The organism is Agrobacterium sp. CMT1 (genome assembly GCF_037203725.1).
Taxonomy (GTDB): Bacteria; Pseudomonadota; Alphaproteobacteria; order Rhizobiales; family Rhizobiaceae; genus Agrobacterium; species Agrobacterium pusense.
In genome coordinates, this window is the sequence record NZ_JBBCAR010000003.1 from 1 (window position 1) to 16916 (window position 16916).

At 59.9% G+C, this 16916-nt stretch carries 17 protein-coding genes and 1 tRNA gene; 6 read left to right on the plus strand and 12 right to left on the minus strand.

Annotated features, from left to right (window positions below; all coding sequences use genetic code 11):
- Nucleotides 1-47: 47 nt before the first annotated feature.
- A tRNA-Met gene (locus tag WA845_RS05020) sits at nt 48-124 on the plus strand.
- A 210-nt stretch (nt 125-334) separates the two neighbouring features.
- Here WA845_RS05020 and WA845_RS05025 read toward each other — a convergent pair.
- Together WA845_RS05025 and WA845_RS05030 are read right to left on the minus strand one after the other, a co-directional pair.
- Entirely contained in the window at nt 335-679 is a 345-nt protein-coding gene (locus tag WA845_RS05025) for an ethanolamine utilization protein (RefSeq protein WP_112556991.1), read from the minus strand.
- Between the two features lie 228 nt (nt 680-907).
- A complete protein-coding gene (locus tag WA845_RS05030; RefSeq protein WP_337322216.1) occupies nt 908-1777 on the minus strand; it encodes an AraC family transcriptional regulator in 870 nt (289 codons plus the stop codon).
- A gap of 196 nt (nt 1778-1973) precedes the next feature.
- Here WA845_RS05030 and WA845_RS05035 point away from each other — a divergent pair, with 196 nt between their 5' ends.
- Both WA845_RS05035 and WA845_RS05040 read left to right on the plus strand, forming a co-directional pair.
- Nucleotides 1974-2714: an SDR family NAD(P)-dependent oxidoreductase gene (locus WA845_RS05035; protein WP_077987219.1), complete on the plus strand. Its 741-nt coding sequence runs from the start codon at nt 1974-1976 to the stop codon at nt 2712-2714.
- A 163-nt stretch (nt 2715-2877) separates the two neighbouring features.
- A complete protein-coding gene (locus WA845_RS05040; RefSeq protein ID WP_112556989.1) occupies nt 2878-3834 on the plus strand; it encodes a quinone oxidoreductase family protein in 957 nt (318 codons plus the stop codon).
- 24 nt (nt 3835-3858) lie between these two features.
- On the opposite strand, the gene WA845_RS05045 is transcribed toward WA845_RS05040, so the two are convergent.
- A complete protein-coding gene (locus WA845_RS05045; protein WP_004443585.1) occupies nt 3859-4743 on the minus strand; it encodes a LysR family transcriptional regulator in 885 nt (294 codons plus the stop codon).
- 150 nt (nt 4744-4893) lie between these two features.
- Between WA845_RS05045 and WA845_RS05050 the strand changes: the two genes are divergently transcribed.
- Nucleotides 4894-5553, plus strand: coding sequence for a hydrolase (locus WA845_RS05050; RefSeq protein ID WP_112556987.1), 660 nt, complete (start codon nt 4894-4896; stop codon nt 5551-5553).
- Between the two features lie 235 nt (nt 5554-5788).
- On the opposite strand, the gene WA845_RS05055 is transcribed toward WA845_RS05050, so the two are convergent.
- A complete protein-coding gene (locus tag WA845_RS05055; protein WP_112556985.1) occupies nt 5789-6280 on the minus strand; it encodes a winged helix-turn-helix transcriptional regulator in 492 nt (163 codons plus the stop codon).
- A gap of 161 nt (nt 6281-6441) precedes the next feature.
- On the opposite strand from WA845_RS05055, the gene WA845_RS05060 reads away from it, so the two are divergent.
- Both WA845_RS05060 and WA845_RS05065 read left to right on the plus strand, forming a co-directional pair.
- Nucleotides 6442-7008, plus strand: coding sequence for a hypothetical protein (locus tag WA845_RS05060; protein ID WP_004443577.1), 567 nt, complete (start codon nt 6442-6444; stop codon nt 7006-7008).
- Nucleotides 6995-7402, plus strand: coding sequence for a PPC domain-containing DNA-binding protein (locus WA845_RS05065; protein WP_004443574.1), 408 nt, complete (start codon nt 6995-6997; stop codon nt 7400-7402). The genes WA845_RS05060 and WA845_RS05065 overlap by 14 nt, the downstream gene beginning before the upstream one ends.
- A 50-nt stretch (nt 7403-7452) precedes the next feature.
- Here the strand turns inward: WA845_RS05065 and WA845_RS05070 are convergent, their stop codons facing one another.
- The 8 genes from WA845_RS05070 to WA845_RS05105 form a co-directional block, all read right to left on the minus strand.
- Nucleotides 7453-8337 (minus strand): DUF296 domain-containing protein, encoded by an 885-nt coding sequence (locus WA845_RS05070; RefSeq protein WP_337322217.1) that lies wholly within the window; start codon nt 8335-8337, stop codon nt 7453-7455.
- On the minus strand, nt 8334-9113 hold the full coding sequence (locus tag WA845_RS05075; protein WP_004443568.1) for an SDR family NAD(P)-dependent oxidoreductase: 780 nt from the start codon (nt 9111-9113) through the stop codon (nt 8334-8336). The genes WA845_RS05070 and WA845_RS05075 overlap by 4 nt, the downstream gene beginning before the upstream one ends.
- Before the next feature lie 31 nt (nt 9114-9144).
- Nucleotides 9145-10785 carry an acyl-CoA synthetase gene (locus WA845_RS05080; RefSeq protein WP_112556983.1) on the minus strand — a complete coding sequence of 547 codons (1641 nt, stop codon included), beginning with the start codon at nt 10783-10785 and terminating at the stop codon, nt 9145-9147.
- Nucleotides 10782-11951 (minus strand): thiolase domain-containing protein, encoded by a 1170-nt coding sequence (locus WA845_RS05085; RefSeq protein ID WP_112556981.1) that lies wholly within the window; start codon nt 11949-11951, stop codon nt 10782-10784. The genes WA845_RS05080 and WA845_RS05085 overlap by 4 nt, the downstream gene beginning before the upstream one ends.
- A complete protein-coding gene (locus tag WA845_RS05090; protein WP_037091933.1) occupies nt 11948-12805 on the minus strand; it encodes an IclR family transcriptional regulator in 858 nt (285 codons plus the stop codon). The genes WA845_RS05085 and WA845_RS05090 overlap by 4 nt, the downstream gene beginning before the upstream one ends.
- A gap of 1 nt (nt 12806) precedes the next feature.
- Nucleotides 12807-13610, minus strand: coding sequence for an SDR family NAD(P)-dependent oxidoreductase (locus WA845_RS05095; RefSeq protein WP_162719315.1), 804 nt, complete (start codon nt 13608-13610; stop codon nt 12807-12809).
- 75 nt (nt 13611-13685) lie between these two features.
- Nucleotides 13686-14696 (minus strand): TRAP transporter substrate-binding protein, encoded by a 1011-nt coding sequence (locus WA845_RS05100; RefSeq protein WP_004443559.1) that lies wholly within the window; start codon nt 14694-14696, stop codon nt 13686-13688.
- Nucleotides 14697-14763: 67 nt separating this feature from the next.
- Entirely contained in the window at nt 14764-16641 is a 1878-nt protein-coding gene (locus WA845_RS05105; protein WP_004443556.1) for a TRAP transporter large permease, read from the minus strand.
- Nucleotides 16642-16916 lie beyond the last annotated feature (275 nt).

Genomic DNA, 16916 nt, shown 5'->3' on the forward strand with positions numbered 1-16916 from the left:
AAAGCAACGACGTAACCGCGACATTCGGCCTTGCCGAATGCGCTGGACGCGGGGTGGAGCAGCCCGGTAGCTCGTCAGGCTCATAACCTGAAGGCCGCAGGTTCAAATCCTGCCCCCGCAACCAAAATTACGAAGAAAGCAAACACGAAAGCCCTCTCCCAAAAGAAGGCTTTCTTGCGTTTTGGGCATAGCTCAACGATAGCACAAATCCAGCCCCGAGCACGCGCGCAAGTGGGCGCACCCAAACACAGTCGAACACTCCGAAAACAACCCGGCTTCACAAAGTCTCGGATGCACCCTGGCCCGAAGCCGTGCTTGCCTGTGCCGATCACGTCTACGGCTGCTGCCAATGAGGATAGGTCACATAAGCAGTCAACGCTCCTACTTCGTGAGACCGGATCGTAACCCTGTCGCCTTTCTGCATGGCGATGATCTCTCCCGGACCTGCCATCACCGTCTTGTGGCTATCGGAAACGGTAATACTTCCTTCCAGGATGACCATCGTGTCGTGTACGGCCATTGTTTCTTCGAGAATCTGGTTTGGTCCATAACGCCCGAATCCGATAGTGACCGGCCCGCCATGGCGCTGATCGAGGAGGTTGGCGGTGAAAATGTCACCGTCTTGTCCTGGCGAGCGTTCAAATGCTGCATCAGCAATGGCGAATTTATGAATGACCATACATTGTCTCCTTAAAGGTTTTGCCGTGTGTGGAGCCGGTTTGAACCGCAGCACGTGCTTGTGCACTCCGCCGAGAAGCTTCTTGTCTGGCGATAACGCCGAAAATCTTCATTCAGGATGGCAGCGTTGATCATCAACACGCCGAGGGAATAACCGGAATAGGTCTTCAGTGTTCCGTTTTACGATTATTGCTTGCGGAAGGCTTTGGCCTGCCGTCCCCGGAAGAGTTCAGCGCTGCAGGTCGGCGACGGGCGCTGTGCCAAACATGCTCTTATACTCCCGACTGAATTGCGAAGGGCTTGCATAGCCCACGTCATACGCCACGCGGGAGACATTGGTGCTTCCGGAGGCGAGAAGCTTTCGGGCTTCCAGCAGGCGTATATGACGCTGGAAGGCCAGGGGGCTAAATCCCGTGACAGCCTTGAAGTGCCGGTGAAAAGAGGTGACGCTCATGCCGGACGAGGCCGCCAGCTCGGGAATGACAATCGGTTCGTTGTGATTGGTGGCAAGCCAGTCGGCCGCCGTCTTGAGTTGCTGGAACCGGTCGTTTCGCCGTCCGACCTGCCGAAGCGTATCGCCCATCGAGCTTTGCAGCAACCGATAATAGAGCTCGAACTCGTAGTGTGGCGCGAGCGCACCGACGTCATCGGGCGTGGCCAGAAGTCCGACAAGGCGAACAAATGCATCGCCGACAGGTCCGTTCAGATTGTCTGATGCGACCGCACATGTCCAGCGATCCTCATGCTTGGGCATGTCGAGCACGACACGCGTGAGCATTCCGATATCGAGATGAAGGCTTATGCCGATGTAGGGAAGCTCTGGCGTCGCGTCAGTCAGCTGGTGGACATAGGGCAGGCCGAAGGACGATGTCGCGCAGTCGCTCGCCAGCAGTTCGAAACGATTGGCGCCCATGGTCAAAACCTTCGTGCCCCGTAGAACGGCGTAGAACATAGGCTCGAACACCGCCGGTGTGGGTGGCGTGGTGCGTGTACTTGTCCATAGCGTCAGGCGCGGGACAGGGGTCGGGATGGCGACGGTTCCCCCCTGACGCTCAACAAAGGGAGCAACGTCCTTCAGCAGTTGGGTGATTGGTTTCACAGAGCCGGCCATCATCTCAGGCATGTAGTGATTTGGAAGGATCAGGCAAGTCTCTGGGAAGATCGGGCATGTAGCTTTCGCCGTGCCCGCCTATCTTCAGGCTTAACGAATTGAGCTGCCACGATCCCCGGTAATCAGGTGGAACATACCTCGGGACCGCGCATCGGGGCGACATGAGATTGAAAGGGTCCGGATTATGCAGGAACTGGCTGGAAAGAACGCTCTGGTAACGGGTGGTTCGCGTGGCATAGGCGCAGCAATTGCGCGCGCTCTTTCTGGGAAGGGAGCGAATGTAGCAATAACCTATGAGCGGTCAGCCGAGAGCGCCGCGCAACTCGTTCGGGCGATTCAGGCCGCGGGGGGCACGGCCGTCGCGATCCAGGCTGACAGCGCCGATCCGGCCGCAATACAACACGCCGTGGACGAGACGGTCCGGGCTCTGGGCGGCCTCGACATTCTCGTCAACAATGCCGCGATAGGACGATACAATAATATTGCCGATTTCGCAGTCGAGGATCTTGACGCGTTGTTGGCGGTTAACGTCCGTGGGCCTGTTCTGGCGTCCAAGGCAGCCATTCCACACCTCAAGGAAGGTGGCCGGATCATAAATATCGGCTCAGCGGGCGCGGATCGCATCGTCGGCGTGCCCGGTACGGTCTATTATATGACCAAGAGTGCGCTTCAGGCATTCAATCGCGGACTTGCGCGAGAATTGGGTGCTCGGGACATAACGGTCAATCTGGTTCAGCCGGGATCGACGAACACCGATTCGAATCCCGAGACGGGAGAATCAGCGGACTACCAGCGCAGCCTGAGCGCGCTTGGCCGCTTCAATCAGCCGGAAGATGTCGCGGCCGCCGTCGCTTTTCTCGCAACGCCTGCCGCCCGGCAGATCACAGGGACGATCCTTACCGTCGACGGCGGCGCGCTTGCGTGAAAGCGCACTGCAGCCGGTGCTTCGCTCGATGAAAATCGGACGGGGCACCGATCGGTAACCGATCTCTGTTGAAAAATCGGCGCAGTCTGCACATCCATTCGTTCGAACCGCGAAGCGAAAAAATAGCGTCGCATCATGCTCCCTGCCAGCCAAGGAAAAATACATGAAAGCCGCAGTTTACGACAACCCCGGTCCTCCGACAGTTTTGAGATATGCTGATGTGCCCGATCCGGTTTGCGGGCCGGATGATGTGCTTATTGCCGTCGAGGCGATTTCCATTGAAGGCGGCGATCTGATCAATCGCCGGTCGACACCACAGCAATCCCCGTGGATTGTCGGCTATGCCGCTGCAGGGACCGTGATTTCCGTTGGTAAAAATGTCCGCGACCGGGCGGTCGGCGAAAGGGTGGCTGCATTCGATATGCAGGGGTCCCATGCGGAACTCTGGTCCGTCCCGGCCTCGCGCACATGGCTTGTGCCGGAGGGCGTGGGAATGGCACAGGCCGCGGCCCTGCCGATTTCGTTCGGCACGGCTCATCATTGTCTGATCACCAAAGGCGGCTTGCAAAAGGCAGACACAGTTCTGATACAGGCTGCCGCCGGCGGCGTGGGTTTGGCTGCCGTCCAATTGGCGCGTGACGCCGGCGCGACCGTCATTGCTGCGGCAGGTGGTAGTGAAAGACAGGCACGCCTGCGCGGCCTCGGCGCATCACATGTCATCGATCGGCTGGAAAAGGATGTCGTTGAGGAGGTTCTCCGGCTGACCGGTGGCATGGGGGCTGACCTCGTCATCGATCCTGTCGGTTCGACTTTGCAAGCGTCCTTATCCGCTCTCGCGCCCGAGGGTCGCCTCGTGTTCGTCGGGAATGCAGGTGGCGGCAGCCTCCATGCCGACCTCTGGCCGCCGATGCAGAACAATCAAACGCTGCACGGTGTCTTCATGGGGCCGCTCTTCGAGAGGCCGGCGGTATACGGAACTGTCATCCAGCTTCTCAAGGCCGTGGCCGAGGGACGCATGGAGGTCGTGATCGATCGCGTGTTTCCGTTGAGCGACGCCTCGATGGCACATGAATATGCGGAGAGAGCCAAGCCGCTTGGCCGCGTCGTGATGACACCTTGAGGTTGCTGCCACCCATTCATGCGGTCAGGCGCTTGAGCCCTTCCCACTGCCGAAGCACTCGATCAGCATTTCGGTCAGCACCCGGACTTTTCTTGCGGGATGCTGACCCGGCGGCCGGACGACATATATCCCGGCCGGGGGTGGAGGATGACCTTTCATCACTTCCACCAGCTCGCCCGCAGCCAGATAATTTTTGACGAGGTCGTAAGGCAGCACGGCGACTCCCAATCCGGCCGCCGCGGCGACAGCAAGAGCAACTCCGTTATCGGCCTTGAACTGTCCCTGCGGACGAACGGTTATCACCCTGTCTCCGTCCATCACCTGCCAGGTTTCCGTGCCTTGCATGAGAGCCTGATGAGCCACAAGTTCTTCGGGTGTTTGCGGCGAGCCGTGGACCTTGATGTAATCCGGGCTGGCAACAAAAATTCCATAGAGCGGACCGACGCGTCTGGCGACGAGGCTTGAATCCGGAAGGTTCCCGACCCGGATCGCGCAATCATATCCTTCGGCGATCAGATCCACGAAACGATCAGTGTAGCAGGTCTGGATCTGAAGCTGGGGATAGCGGCGCGCCATTTGCGCAATCACGAGCGCGAAATGCGTTGGGCCGAAAGAGAGCGGCGCTGCAATCCGCAGACGCCCGCGAAGCTCACCAGCCGGAAGAATCGTCTCCCGCGCCATATCGATGTCGGCTGAAATCCTGGCGGCATAGTCCCGGAAGGTGGCGCCCGCCTCCGTCAGGGAAGCGCCGCGCGTGGACCTGGCCAGAAGCTGAACGCCAAGTTCAGCCTCAAGCCGCGCCAGCCGCCTGCTGACCATGGACTTGGAGATGCCGAGCCGCACTGCGGCCGAAGAGACACCTCCCGCATCTGCAACTTCGACAAATGTCCTGATGTCTTCGATATCCACTCTGCGTTCCCCATTCTGCAACACAGCTCAACGCTGACAAGGACTACCGCATCATAAACAGGAATGACAAGTTCCTCCCGCGGCAACGCCCGAAGGGATGTAGGTCCCTTGCGCAAGCGCCTCGATAAACCGCCAACACAGGATGAACCCATGACCTTTCGTAACGGCCTTGATTCACTTCTCCGCCCCGAAGATTCCGTCCTCGTTCTGATTGATCATCAGCCCTATCAGCTCGCAAACCTGAACAGCCATGATCCGCAGGCTGTGGTCAATCTCACAACGGCGCTGGCGAAGCTGGCCAAAGCCTTCGATGTTCCGACTGTCCTCACCAGCGTAATTGCGGCACGCGGCGGACTTCTCTTCAAGCAGATCACCGACGTGTTTGCTGATCAGCAAGTCATCGATCGCACCTGGGTGAACACCTGGCAGGACGAGAATGTAGTGAACGTTGTCAAGGCGACCGGCCGCAAGCAGCTGATCATTGCCGGACTGTGGACCGAAGTCTGCGTTGCAATGCCCGTGATCCAGGCCGCTGGCGAAGGCTGGGACGTGACCGTGATCACCGACGCATCCGGCGGGATTTCGAAGGAATCTCATGAAGTTGCCATCCAGCGCATGATCGCGGCCGGCGCAAATGTGATGACGGTAATGGCGCTTGCGGGTGAGTGGCAACGCGATTGGGCCCGCACCGAGCATGTTGAGGAGCTGACCGAAATTCTCATCCAGCACTTCGGCGGCAGCGGCATCGCCTATCTCTGGGAGCAGCAGTTGCTCAACACGCCGGCCCCGTCCACCAAGGGCGGCCACTAAAATAGGGCGGGATGTTGGGGTGCCGGACGGAGAGCTGCGGAAGGCCCACCGTCGCAAGCTTCTTCATCCCAGCCCTGCATCCGCATTGCACGAGAAATCGTCCGTGGCGAGTTTCGTCATGAAGCTGTTACCGAAAGGGTCGCTTACCCATGGTGCGGGGCCGCGGGCAGGAGCTTAAAAGTGCCCGTTGCATCACGGGTAATGCAACGGGCGCTTATCCGACCTACAAGTGTTTTCAGGTCGGACGAGACGGAGGCTCGGTATCGGGCACGACCGACAAGGTGTGCTTGAGACATTTGAGTGCAAAGCAGGAGCGCGAATGGCGCACGCCCTCGATCTTGTAGAGCTTGCGGCGCAGAAATTGCTCGCAACCTGCGGTTCCCGCCACCGCGACCTTGATGAGATAATCATATTCGCCGGTGGTCAGATAAGCTTCCAGCACCTCTGGAAGAGCCGCCATGGCTTCGCCGAAGCGTTCCAGAACCTCATCATCGTGACGCTCCAGCATGACCTCGATGATTACCGTCTCGGTGAAGCCTAGCTGCGCCTGATCGAGAATTGCCGTATAGCCGCGGATGACACCTTCCTCTTCCAGCCGCTTGACTCGCTGCCAACAGGGGCTGGGTGAAAGTCCCACCTTCTCGGATAGTTCCGTATTGCTCAGCCTGCCGTTTTCCAGCAGGGCGCGGAGTATTTTGCGGTCGATCCTGTCGAGCGGCTTCGTCATGCCGGTCTCTCCCAAACATGCAGCAAAAAAATCTGTCGCCGATCAGTCGGCGTGCGAAAGAAGTGTCTTGGTTTCGATGCTTTGGCTGCGCCATTCGAAAGCACCTTCGGCTGGTTTTTTAGTACCGTACTGCATGGTACAGGCAGCAGGGAGGAGCGGGCATGGCACCGATATCGCAGCAGCATTTTCCAAGACCCAGGACGTTGATCCATCCCGGTATTTCCGCGCCTGTGCGCATCAACAGCCTGCGCTCGCCCTCGGCGCGCCATGTCCGGCTGTTCATCAAGCCGGGGCGCAGCCTTTACGACGGCATCGTTCAGCCGCTTGCGGGGGAAGGCATTGAAAGCGCCTCCCTGACCATACTCGGAGGGCACTTCGATGGATTGTCCTATTGCGTTGCTCCGCCTGATCCATCCGGCAACGCCGTCATCGCTTATACGAAGCCCATCGACGCCGGTGCGGCGTGGCTCATCTTCGGCAACGCCACGCTCGGGCGCAGCATGAAGGGCGAGCCGATCGTGCATTGCCATGCCGCCATGCGAACCGCGGCGGGTTTGGTCAGGGGCGGTCATTTGCTGACAGAATCCTGCATTGTCGGCGAGGGTGGCATTTCCGCGCTTGTGACCTCGCTCGACAGTTTTCTGTTGCAACAGTCTTTCGATCCAGAAACGAATATTCCCCTTCTTCAACCGAAAAATCGCATGGAGCGCGCCGATGAACATGCATGATATTGTCGAATCCGGTTCCATGGGACGCGTGGCCTATGCCCGCATAGCCCCCAATGAAGATCTTGTGCTCGGCGTCGAGAAACTGTGCCTGGCCGAGGGCTTCCGCAATGCCTTCGTGCGCGGCGCGCTGGGCAGCCTGGTGGATGCGTGCCTCGGCACCCGCAGCGGCGATTTTCTGCAGATAAGCGGCCCCGCCGTTGAAATCGTTTCGATAGCCGGCGAGGTACGTGCCCAGCCTGATGGCTCGTTGCGCGCCGCGCTGACCGGCGTTGTGGCCGATACGGAGGGTGCGGTTTACGGCGGCCCCTTCATCGCAGGCGCCAACCCTGTCTGCATGACTTTCGAGGTGACGCTGGAGGAATGGCTGCCGACGGAAAAATCGCAAGCGGCGTGAACAAGATGGGACGAGCAGGGGCGCCGTGTCGCCAAACGTCCCTGCGCCGCTCAAGCTGCGGCCTCACGTTTCTCCGTCAGAAGAAGTTCGAAGGTGACGCAAACGGGGTTTTTGCCGCGCACCAACCGCCCGCCGCTGATGTGGCGGGTGAGGTCGACCATCGCAATATCCAGCGCCGTGCGTTCACTGTCGGAGCTGATATGGCCTGCGCGGATAAGGATTTCGCTGGCGTAGGCGGTAATGGTCGTTCCGTCATCGTAGTCCGCGCCAATAAGGCTTCCAATGCCATTGACATCGGCTTCCGGCAGGCCGAATTCCGTGCAGGCCGCTTCTAGGGCGAGGCAGATGTCGGTGTTAGGCCGAACAGTGCATAAAAGCGCCCTCAGTCCCGCATCCTGATGCCTATGCGGCCGGGGGATGGGTGTGAAAAGCGGAAAATTCGTTTCCTCATCCTGCCGAGCGTCGAGGATCGCTCCGTCAAGCGCCAGCGCCTCAAATTGTATTTCTTGGGCAAATTCGGCTTCGAAGGGAAGCAGATGTCCCATGGAGACGACGCCCTGAGCACTTTTCCACGAACCATGGCAGTGCAGAAACGGCTGGCCATCGCGCCGTCCCATATGAAGGCCGGCATCGATGATCGTGCCCTCAGGCATGGAAAAGGTTTCGCTGTACCAGGCCGCATGGGAGGCATCAGGAGCGGCCGCGGGCATAACGTATTCCAGCCGCTTCATCGGCACGTTTTTCAGCCTGATGTAGCCACCTTCGAAACCCCGTTCCGCAAAGGCAGCGGCAATCGCTTCGTTAACGCACATGCCGGCCCGGACGGTTAACGTGACAGGATGGACACGGCAGCCGATGGCGCGAAAGCGCTCGGGTGTCTCCGGCCCGGGGTGGACGATGCTGCGCGGAAGCGCTGCCTGTGCCATCGGCGTCATACCGCCAGCCCTGCGGTGATGAAGCCGCCATCCACGGCAAGAACCTGACCATTGACGTAGCTCGCATCATCCGACACCAGAAACGCCACGGCAGAGGCGATTTCATCGGTTCTGCCATAGCGGTGCATGGGAACACGGCTATGCCACTGATCGCGAACATTCTCGGTATGGACCGCCTGGGTCAGTGGTGTATCGACCGGGCCGGGTGCAATTGCATTGACGCGGATGCCCGATTGTCCGAGCTCGTTCGCCATCACCATCGTCAGGAGATTGACGCCGCCTTTCGAGGCACCATAGGCGCTGCGGCCCCGGTTGCCACACATGCCGGAAACCGAGCTGATGTTGACGATGGAGCCGGGAATCTCACGGTCCAGCCAGTAACGCGCCGCCGCGCGAGCCACCGCGAAGCTGCCGACGAGATTGACGTCGACGATGCGGCGAAATTCTTCGACGCTGGTCTCGACGGAAAGCTTGTCGATGCCGATGCCGGCGCTGTTGACGACGGCCACCAGATCAACCGCCTGTTCAACGCCATTCACCGTCAATGCGGCGAATGCCTCCTCTATCGACGCTTCATCCGCCACGTTGCACACGATGCCACGCGAGGCGTCGATACCGAGCTTCTCGCAGGCCGCGTCCAGCGCTTCGCGCTTGAGATCCAGCAGCCAGGGTTGCCATCCGCGCGCCATCAGCAGCTGCGCGGTGGAAAAACCGATGCCGGATGCTCCGCCGGTGATCGCGACAGCCCCTTTTGTCCCTGCCGTCCGTTGTGTCATACCCTCTCCTCCCGGTTGAATGCCGCGCGCGTCAGCCTGTCCGCTTTTCCTCGAAAACCGGCATCTGGCCGCGCTTTTCCAGCTCTTCGCGGATCATTTTCTTGGTGATCTTGCCATAGGCGGATTTTGGCATGGCATCCCAGAACACGACTGTTTTGGGCAGCTTGTAACGGGCCATCTTGCCTTCCAGATAGGCCCTGAGGTCGATGCCGGCGATGTCAGCGCCTTCTCTCGCCACGCAGACCGCCACGCCCACTTCACCCCACACCGCATCTGGCACACCCAGAACCGCCGTCTCGCTGATATCGGGATGCATGAGAATTTTTTCTTCGATCTCGCGCGGATAGATGTTCGAGCCGCCGGAAATATACATGTCGGAGGCGCGCCCGGTGATGTAAACGAAGCCGTTTTCATCGCGGTGGCCGAGATCGCCGGTGCGGAACCAGCCGTTGCGGAAGGCTTTGGCATTGGCGTCGGGGTTGTTGTAATAACCGGCGAAGACGGCGGGACCGATCACGCAGATCTCGCCGGTTTCTCCCGCCTCCACCTCTTCGCCTGCGTCGTTCTGGATCTGCACCTCCATGCCTGTCCGGTCGAACCCGCAGGTGCCGACCCGCGCTTCCGGACCGTCTTCTGCGCTATGGAAGGAAGGGGGAAGCACGGTGATATTACCGGTGACTTCGCCGAGGCCGAAATATTGCACCAGCACCGGACCGAGCTTTGCCAATGCCCGTTTCTGGTCGGCGCGATACATCGGCGCGCCGGCATAGATGACATAGCGCAGCGAGGAATGATCGAAACGATCCACGGACGGGTCTTCGACCAGCATTTTCAGAATGGTCGGCACGGTGAAGGCATTGGTGACACGCCATTTCTCGATCAACGCCCAAACGGCTGGGACATCGAGTTTTTCCGCTGCCGGCAGCACGGTCTTTGCCCCGTGCGCCACCTGCACCAGCTGGTGAATACCCGCGCCGTGCGAAAGCGGAGCGACAACGATGGATGCGTCGCCTGTTCCCGTGCCGGGCATCAGATCGCAGAGATGGTTGGTGATGACAAAGGCCATCTGCCCGTGGGTCAGCACCGCCGCCTTGGGGCGCCCGGTGGTGCCGGACGTGAAGAAGAACCAGCAGGGATCGTCGCGATCCACCGCCTCGCCCTTGACCTTCTGACCCAGATGACGGGCGACAATCGCATCATAATCCTCACCGAATTCCGCCTGACCGATGGCGATGGTGAAATCGATCGCTGCGGCTTCACGGCTTGCTTTCGCATGTTCGGGAAAAGCGCTGGCGCAGATCATGCCGCGTGCGCCGCTGGCCTTCGCCAGGTAGCCGACTTCATCTGGCGATTGGCGGTAATTGGTCGGCACCCACACCGCGCCCACCCGGAAGCAGGCGAACATCGATTCGAACATCTGGTTGTTGTTGGAAGACTGCACCAGAATACGGTCACCCTTGACGACACCGAATTCATTGACCAGCGCATGCGCCATGGCGTCGACGCGGGCTTCCATTTGCGCCCAGCTCCAGGTCTTTTCACCCCAGACGAAGCCGATATGATGCGGGTTGCGGCGCGCGGCCTGCGTCAGAAAATGCGAAAGGTTCATCACCCGCGTGGTTGATGGTGTGACACCGCCCGGAGGATGCTGCACGGGGCCAGGTGTCCTCATTTCAGGCGCTCCATGATCGAAACATAGTTGGCAACCGCGGTGCCGCCCATGTTGAAAACGCCGGCAAGCGAGGCGCCGGGGATCTGCATGTCTCCAGCCTCGCCCATCAACTGCATCGCTGCCATTACATGCATGGAAACGCCGGTCGCTCCGACCGGGTGGCCTTTCGATTTCAGTCCCCCTGAAGGGTTGATTGGCAAACGGCCGGTCTTCAGCGCGGTGCCTTCGTGGACGACCCGGTGCCCTTCGCCTGGTTTTGCAAGCCCCATGGCCTCATATTCGATAAGTTCGGCTATGGTGAAGCAGTCGTGCGTTTCAACGAAGGAAAGGTCGTCGAGCGTAGCGCCCGCAAGTTCCAGCGAGCCCGCCCATGCGCGGCGGGCGCCCTCGAAGGCCAGCGGGTCGCGGCGGCTCAGCGCCAGAATGTCATTGATCTGTTTTCTGCCCCGAAAGCCGATCGCCCGGTGGAGGCTGGCTGCGGTTTCTTCGTCGGCCAAAACGATGGCCGCCGCGCCGTCGGAAATCAGCGAGCAGTCGGTACGGCGTAGCGGGCCTGCGACATACGGGTTCTTATCGGACACGGTGTTGCAGAATTCGAAGCCGAAATCCTTGCGCATATGGGCATAGGGATTGACCGCGCCGTTGGCGTGGTTCTTGGCGGCGATCATCGCAAGCTCCTCCGAGCGATCGCCATAACGCTGGAAATAGGCCTGGGCGATGCGACCGAACTGGCCGGCAAAACCGCCGGGGATATTGGCCTCTTCTGCGCGGTAGCAAGCAGAGAGCAGAATGTCGCCTACCTCGGCGGTGGGAAGCGCCGTCATTTTTTCGGCGCCCACGACGAGCGCAATGCAGCCCCGCCCCGCCTCGATGAAATCCATCGCGCTGTACAGGGCGGCCGATCCCGTCGCGCAGGCATTTTCGAAGCGCACGGCGGGCGTATAGGCCAGTCTTTCATCACCCATTGCCACCAGGGCGCCCTGAAAATCCTGTTTCGAGAAACCATTGTTCATCACACCGACAAAAATGCCGTCGATATCGCCAACGTCGATGCCCGCATGGTCTATGGCCGGCGCGACGACTGACGCCATCAGCTGTTCGGTATTTTCAAGGGTCGATTTGCCGAAAGGCGAATGCGCCCAGCCGACGATCTGCGCTTTGCTCATTTGCTCGTTCTCCTTGCCTGTCGCTTCGGTTCGCCGTCTCCGCGCGTGCGTGCGCGGCTGGCCATCATTTCTGCGATGCGTGTTTCGATACGTGTCACCTCTTCGCGCAGCAGCGCCGCCAGTTCTGGCTGACGCTCCGGCCGCATGCGGCTATCGACGGCGGCGATGCTCAACGCTCCCGCCACCGCTCCATCCGGCGTGCGGATTGCGACGCCGATACCCCATGAATTGGAAAGGATGAGGCCGGGATTGAGCGAGTAGCCGTTTGCCCGGGTCAATTCGACATCACGGCGTAGCCCGTCGAGCGTGATGCCGGGATAATTCGCGGCGATGAGGCCGCTATTGGCGGCGATGACGCTATCCACTTCGGCATCGGGCAGGGCGGCCAGCATGGCGAGAGATCCGGCGCCGATACCCAGCGGGTGCTCGAAACCGGCCTGGAGCGCATGGGTACGCACGGGCCAGGTGCCTTCCTCACGATAGAGGCAGAGCGAAAACGTATCGCGGCGTACCGAAAGGAAGCTCGAATCCTCGGTACGGCGGGAAATACGCGTCAGTCCGTCCTGGGCCATCTGCAACAATCCGAAACGGCGTGACGACAGGCTGCCCAGCACGTAGGCTTCCTCGCCGAGATAATATCGGCGTGTCTCCTCGTCCTGTTCCACGAGGCCTGCCCGGATCAACGCCAGCAGCAGGCGGCGGGCCGTTGGCTTGTTCAACCCGCTTTCGGCGACGACGCCGGAAAGCGACACACCGCGTTCGGCGTGCCGCCCCACCATGGACAGCAGCGCCAGCGCCCGGTCCACGGCACGTGCCCCTGTCAGATCGTTTTCCGCCGCAACCACCGTGGCCATATCAGGTAAACGCCCCCACTGCGCAACTTTGGCCGCCGTCGACCGGCAGGCAGATGCCCGTGATAAATTTTGCTTCATCGGATGCCAGAAAAACGGCGGCGCGGGCGATATCGAAGGCATCACCCATGCGCCCCACAGGCACCGCGGCATTACGCGCCGCCACCATTTCCTCGACGGAGGCGTACTGGCTGCTGATCTGCTTGTAGATCAGCGGCGTATCGATCATGCCCGGCAGAACGCAATTGGCGCGAATACCTTGCCGTGCGTATTGCATCGCCAGCGCCACGGTGGCCTGGTTGACCGCGGCCTTCATGGCGTAATAGGCGAAATAAGGATAGCCGGTCCAGCGGATCGAGGCGAGTGAGGAAATATTGACGATGGCGCCGCCGCCCTGCCTCAGCATCACCGGCAGAACAGCCTTGGCGGTGCGATAGACAGAGCCGATGTTGAGATCGACGGAGGCGCGAAAGCGCTCCTCATCCAGCTCCACCGGCCCGCCCATATGCGTCACGCCGACATTATTGTGCAGGATGTCGATGCCATCAAAGGCATCGCAGGTTCGTGCAACTGCCGCTGATACGGATTCCAGCTTCGTGACATCGGCGGCAACGGCGATTGCCTCAAAACCTTCTTCGCGGATGATCTGCGCGGTTTCTTCAGCCGCGCCGGCGGAGAGGTCGACACAGGCCACGCACGCGCCCTCGCGGGCAAATTGCACGGCCGCAGCCTTGCCATTGCCAAAGCCCGGCCCCGATGATCCTGCGCCAAATACAAGCGCGCGTTTTCCCGTCAGGCGACCTGTCAAAACAGTCTCCATTAAAACAGCCAGAAGTGATCGGATCGGCCCCGCTTGCGGCGGGACCGATTATTTGCTGACCCGTCAGGTCAGGCTGGCGCCAACGGCCTTTTCAAGAATGGCCCAGGCTTCGTCGCCATATTTACTTTTCCACTCGGAATAGAATCCGGCTTCCTTGAGGGCTGCACGGAAGAGCGATGCGTCAGTATCGTTGAAGGCCATGCCCTTGCTGATCAAGTCTTCCTTCACCGAGGCGTTGAGCTTCGCCACGTCGGCGCGTTCATCCTTGCCGGCCTGATTGAGGTTCTTGGCAACGATGGTGCGCAGGTCGTCTGGCAGCCGCTCCCACGCGCGCTTGTTGGCGAGGAACCAGAAACCATCCCACATGTGATTGGTAACCGAGCAGAACTTCTGCACTTCGAAGAGCTTCGCGGTGGAAATGATGGCCAGAGGGTTTTCCTGGCCGTCGACGACGCCGGTCTGCAACGCGGTGTAGACTTCCGCGAAGTTGATGGAAGCGGGAGCCGACTTGAAGGCCTTGAACATCGAGGTCCAGAGAGGGCTCACCGGCACGCGGATCTTGAAACTTTCGAGATCGGCAGGCGTGGTGATGGGTTTCGACGCGCTGGTGATCTGGCGGAAACCGTTGTCCCAGATCGTATCCATGGCGACGAGATTCTGTTTGGCAATTTCACCGCGTACATATTTGCCGAGATCGCCGTCCATGGCCGCCCATACGGAATCATAATCCGGGAAGGCAAAGCCGATGCCGCTGATGGACGCGTTTGGTACCAGCGTGGACAGGATCAGCGGCGAGAGCGTGAAGAATTCAACGCCGCCGGAACGCACCTGGCTCAGCATGTCGGTATCGGCCCCCAACTGGCTGCTGGGGAATATCTTGATATTGACCCGCCCGTCGGTTTCTTTCTCGATACGATCGGCCGCTTCCTTGGCGCGCACGTTCATGGGGTGCGCAGCCGGCAGGTTATTGGCATATTTGTAGCTGAATTCCGCGGCGCGTGCGCGCGATACGAACGCGGTGGCAAGAACGGCAGAACCGGCGCCGGCGAGCATGGTACGTCTGTTGATGATCATTGCTTTCTCCTCCCAAATAAAAGCATGTGTCGTTCGTCGGCATGGCGAGTGCGGACCCGCCACGGTGTCAGAGCAGAATTGTGGACAGACCCGGAATTCCGGCAATCAGCAGCAGGCCGATGACCATGGCTGCGAGATAGGGCCAGATGGCACCCATGGCTTCATCGGGCGAGACATTGCCGATCTTGCAGGCAATGTAGAAGCCGATGCCGATGGGCGGCGCCATCAGGCCGATATTCATGGCGACCACCACGACCATCGAATAATGGATGTCGTTGATGCCGAGCGTGCGGGCAATGGGGAACATGATCGGCGCGAGCAGAACGATTGCAGGCAGTCCTTCCAGCACGCAGCCGAGGATCATGAAGATCAGGATCGACACGATCATGTAGGTCATCCAGCCGCCCGGCAGGTCGGTTATCATCGCGGTCAATTCGAAGGCGAAACCGCTTTGCGTCAAACCCCAGGCCATGGCGGAGGCGCAGCCGAGGATCAGCAGGATCGCGCCCGAGAGCGCCGCTGTCTCCACCAGCATGGAGTAGAGTTTTTTCAGGCTGATCCCGCCATAAAGCACCGCGCCGATAATCATGGCATAGAGCACTGCAATGGTGGATACTTCGGTCGCCGTTGCCACACCGCCGCCCACAAGGCTGCGGATGAGGAAAGGCAGAACCAGAGCGGGTGCGGCAACCAGTGCCGCCTTGCCGACCAGCGGCCAAGGAGTGCGTCTGGCGCCATCCATGTTTTCGTTGCGCGCTTTCCACCGTGCCAATACCGCCAGCACCAGAAGCAGCACCATGGCGATCATGAAGCCGGAGGTAAACAGGCCGGCAATCGATACGCCCGCTGCCGAACCGAGGACGATGAGAACGATGGACGGCGGAACGGTATCGGCCATGGCGGCGCCGGTGGCCAGCAGTGCGATCATTTCCTTGGGCTTGTGGCCGCGTCGCTTCATTTCCGGAAACAGCGCAGGTGCGACCGTTGCCATATCTGAAACCTTGGAGCCGGAAATGCCCGAGACCAGAAACAGCGAACCGAGCAGAACATAGGACATGCCCGCGCGGATGTGGCCGAACATTGAGGACAGCAGTTCGACGATCGCCTTGCCCATGCCGGTTGCGTCAAGGACGCAGCCCAGCAGCACGAATACCGGCACCGACAGCAGAATGATGCCCGACATTCCTTCATCCATGCGCCCGACCATAACGATCATCGGAACCCAGGTGGTGAAAGTCAGATAGGACAATGTTCCAAGGCCGAAACAGAAGGCAATGGGCACGCCGAGCGCCAGAAACACCGCCACGAACAGACCGAGGAAGATCGCCAGGTTAAAATTGCCAAAGGATTCCAGTGTGGGCGACGCCAGAAACAGCAGGCCGGCAGCCACCGCAACCGTGACGATAGCAGCGACGATGTCCCGCAGCCTTTCCCTCCGGAAGAGGTTGTTCATGACCAGGAGCAACATCAGGGAGGCGCCGAATGGCAGGGCTGCGGCGCGGAAAGTCATGGGAATGTTCAGCGCCGCCGATGTGACGACCCATTCCTCGATGGCGTATTCGATTGCGGGCTTGATGATAGCCGCAAGAAATGTCGCCACCAGCACCAGCGCCAAGGAATTGATGTAACCCAGAAAACGCTGCGGAAACATGTTGAGGAACAGCGTCAGGCGCAGGTGCTCGCTGCGGTCGATGGCAATGGCCGCACCCAGCATGGCAAACCACAGGAAGCACAACGATGCCGTTTCATCGATCCAGACAATCGGCAGATGCAAGGCATAACGTGATGTCACGCCGAGCAGAAGCAGGCCGATCATCAGCGCCAAAAGAATGGCTGCCATGGCCTCGACCGGCCGCATGAACCAGGAGCCCGTTACCGGCTCCGTGTGCAGTAGCTCGCCGTCGAGCACAAAGACGTCGTCATTCGCGTTTGCGGTCATGGTCATTGGGGCCTCCTCTCCCGCAGAACAACCTTCGCAATGGATGGTGGTCAGCAAGGCAGAATGTCCGGGCCCCAGCCACGATCATGGCCGGCATCAGGATATATCTGTCATCGCAAGACCGGCCAGACCCCTCCAAAAGTCTGAGCGTATCGGTATATCGCCTCCACGATATGGACCGTTACAAAACCATACGTTCGGGATACACAGGAAGAATGATAAAATCAATAGTAAAAGGCCGCAATTACGCAGTTTTAGACTCGCGTATAGGGGTCCATATA

What these genes read in the sequence shown, in the direction of transcription:
- WA845_RS05025 (WP_112556991.1), bottom strand. Translation starts at nt 679, where the DNA reads ATGGTCATTCATAAATTCGCCATTGCTGATGCAGCATTTGAACGCTCG.
- WA845_RS05035 (WP_077987219.1), top strand. Translation starts at nt 1,974, where the DNA reads ATGCAGGAACTGGCTGGAAAGAACGCTCTGGTAACGGGTGGTTCGCGT.
- WA845_RS05040 (WP_112556989.1), top strand. Translation starts at nt 2,878, where the DNA reads ATGAAAGCCGCAGTTTACGACAACCCCGGTCCTCCGACAGTTTTGAGA.
- WA845_RS05050 (WP_112556987.1), top strand. Translation starts at nt 4,894, where the DNA reads ATGACCTTTCGTAACGGCCTTGATTCACTTCTCCGCCCCGAAGATTCC.
- WA845_RS05055 (WP_112556985.1), bottom strand. Translation starts at nt 6,280, where the DNA reads ATGACGAAGCCGCTCGACAGGATCGACCGCAAAATACTCCGCGCCCTG.
- WA845_RS05060 (WP_004443577.1), top strand. Translation starts at nt 6,442, where the DNA reads ATGGCACCGATATCGCAGCAGCATTTTCCAAGACCCAGGACGTTGATC.
- WA845_RS05065 (WP_004443574.1), top strand. Translation starts at nt 6,995, where the DNA reads ATGAACATGCATGATATTGTCGAATCCGGTTCCATGGGACGCGTGGCC.
- WA845_RS05070 (WP_337322217.1), bottom strand. Translation starts at nt 8,337, where the DNA reads ATGACGCCGATGGCACAGGCAGCGCTTCCGCGCAGCATCGTCCACCCC.
- WA845_RS05075 (WP_004443568.1), bottom strand. Translation starts at nt 9,113, where the DNA reads ATGACACAACGGACGGCAGGGACAAAAGGGGCTGTCGCGATCACCGGC.
- WA845_RS05080 (WP_112556983.1), bottom strand. Translation starts at nt 10,785, where the DNA reads ATGAGGACACCTGGCCCCGTGCAGCATCCTCCGGGCGGTGTCACACCA.
- WA845_RS05085 (WP_112556981.1), bottom strand. Translation starts at nt 11,951, where the DNA reads ATGAGCAAAGCGCAGATCGTCGGCTGGGCGCATTCGCCTTTCGGCAAA.
- WA845_RS05090 (WP_037091933.1), bottom strand. Translation starts at nt 12,805, where the DNA reads ATGGCCACGGTGGTTGCGGCGGAAAACGATCTGACAGGGGCACGTGCC.
- WA845_RS05100 (WP_004443559.1), bottom strand. Translation starts at nt 14,696, where the DNA reads ATGATCATCAACAGACGTACCATGCTCGCCGGCGCCGGTTCTGCCGTT.
- WA845_RS05105 (WP_004443556.1), bottom strand. Translation starts at nt 16,641, where the DNA reads ATGACCATGACCGCAAACGCGAATGACGACGTCTTTGTGCTCGACGGC.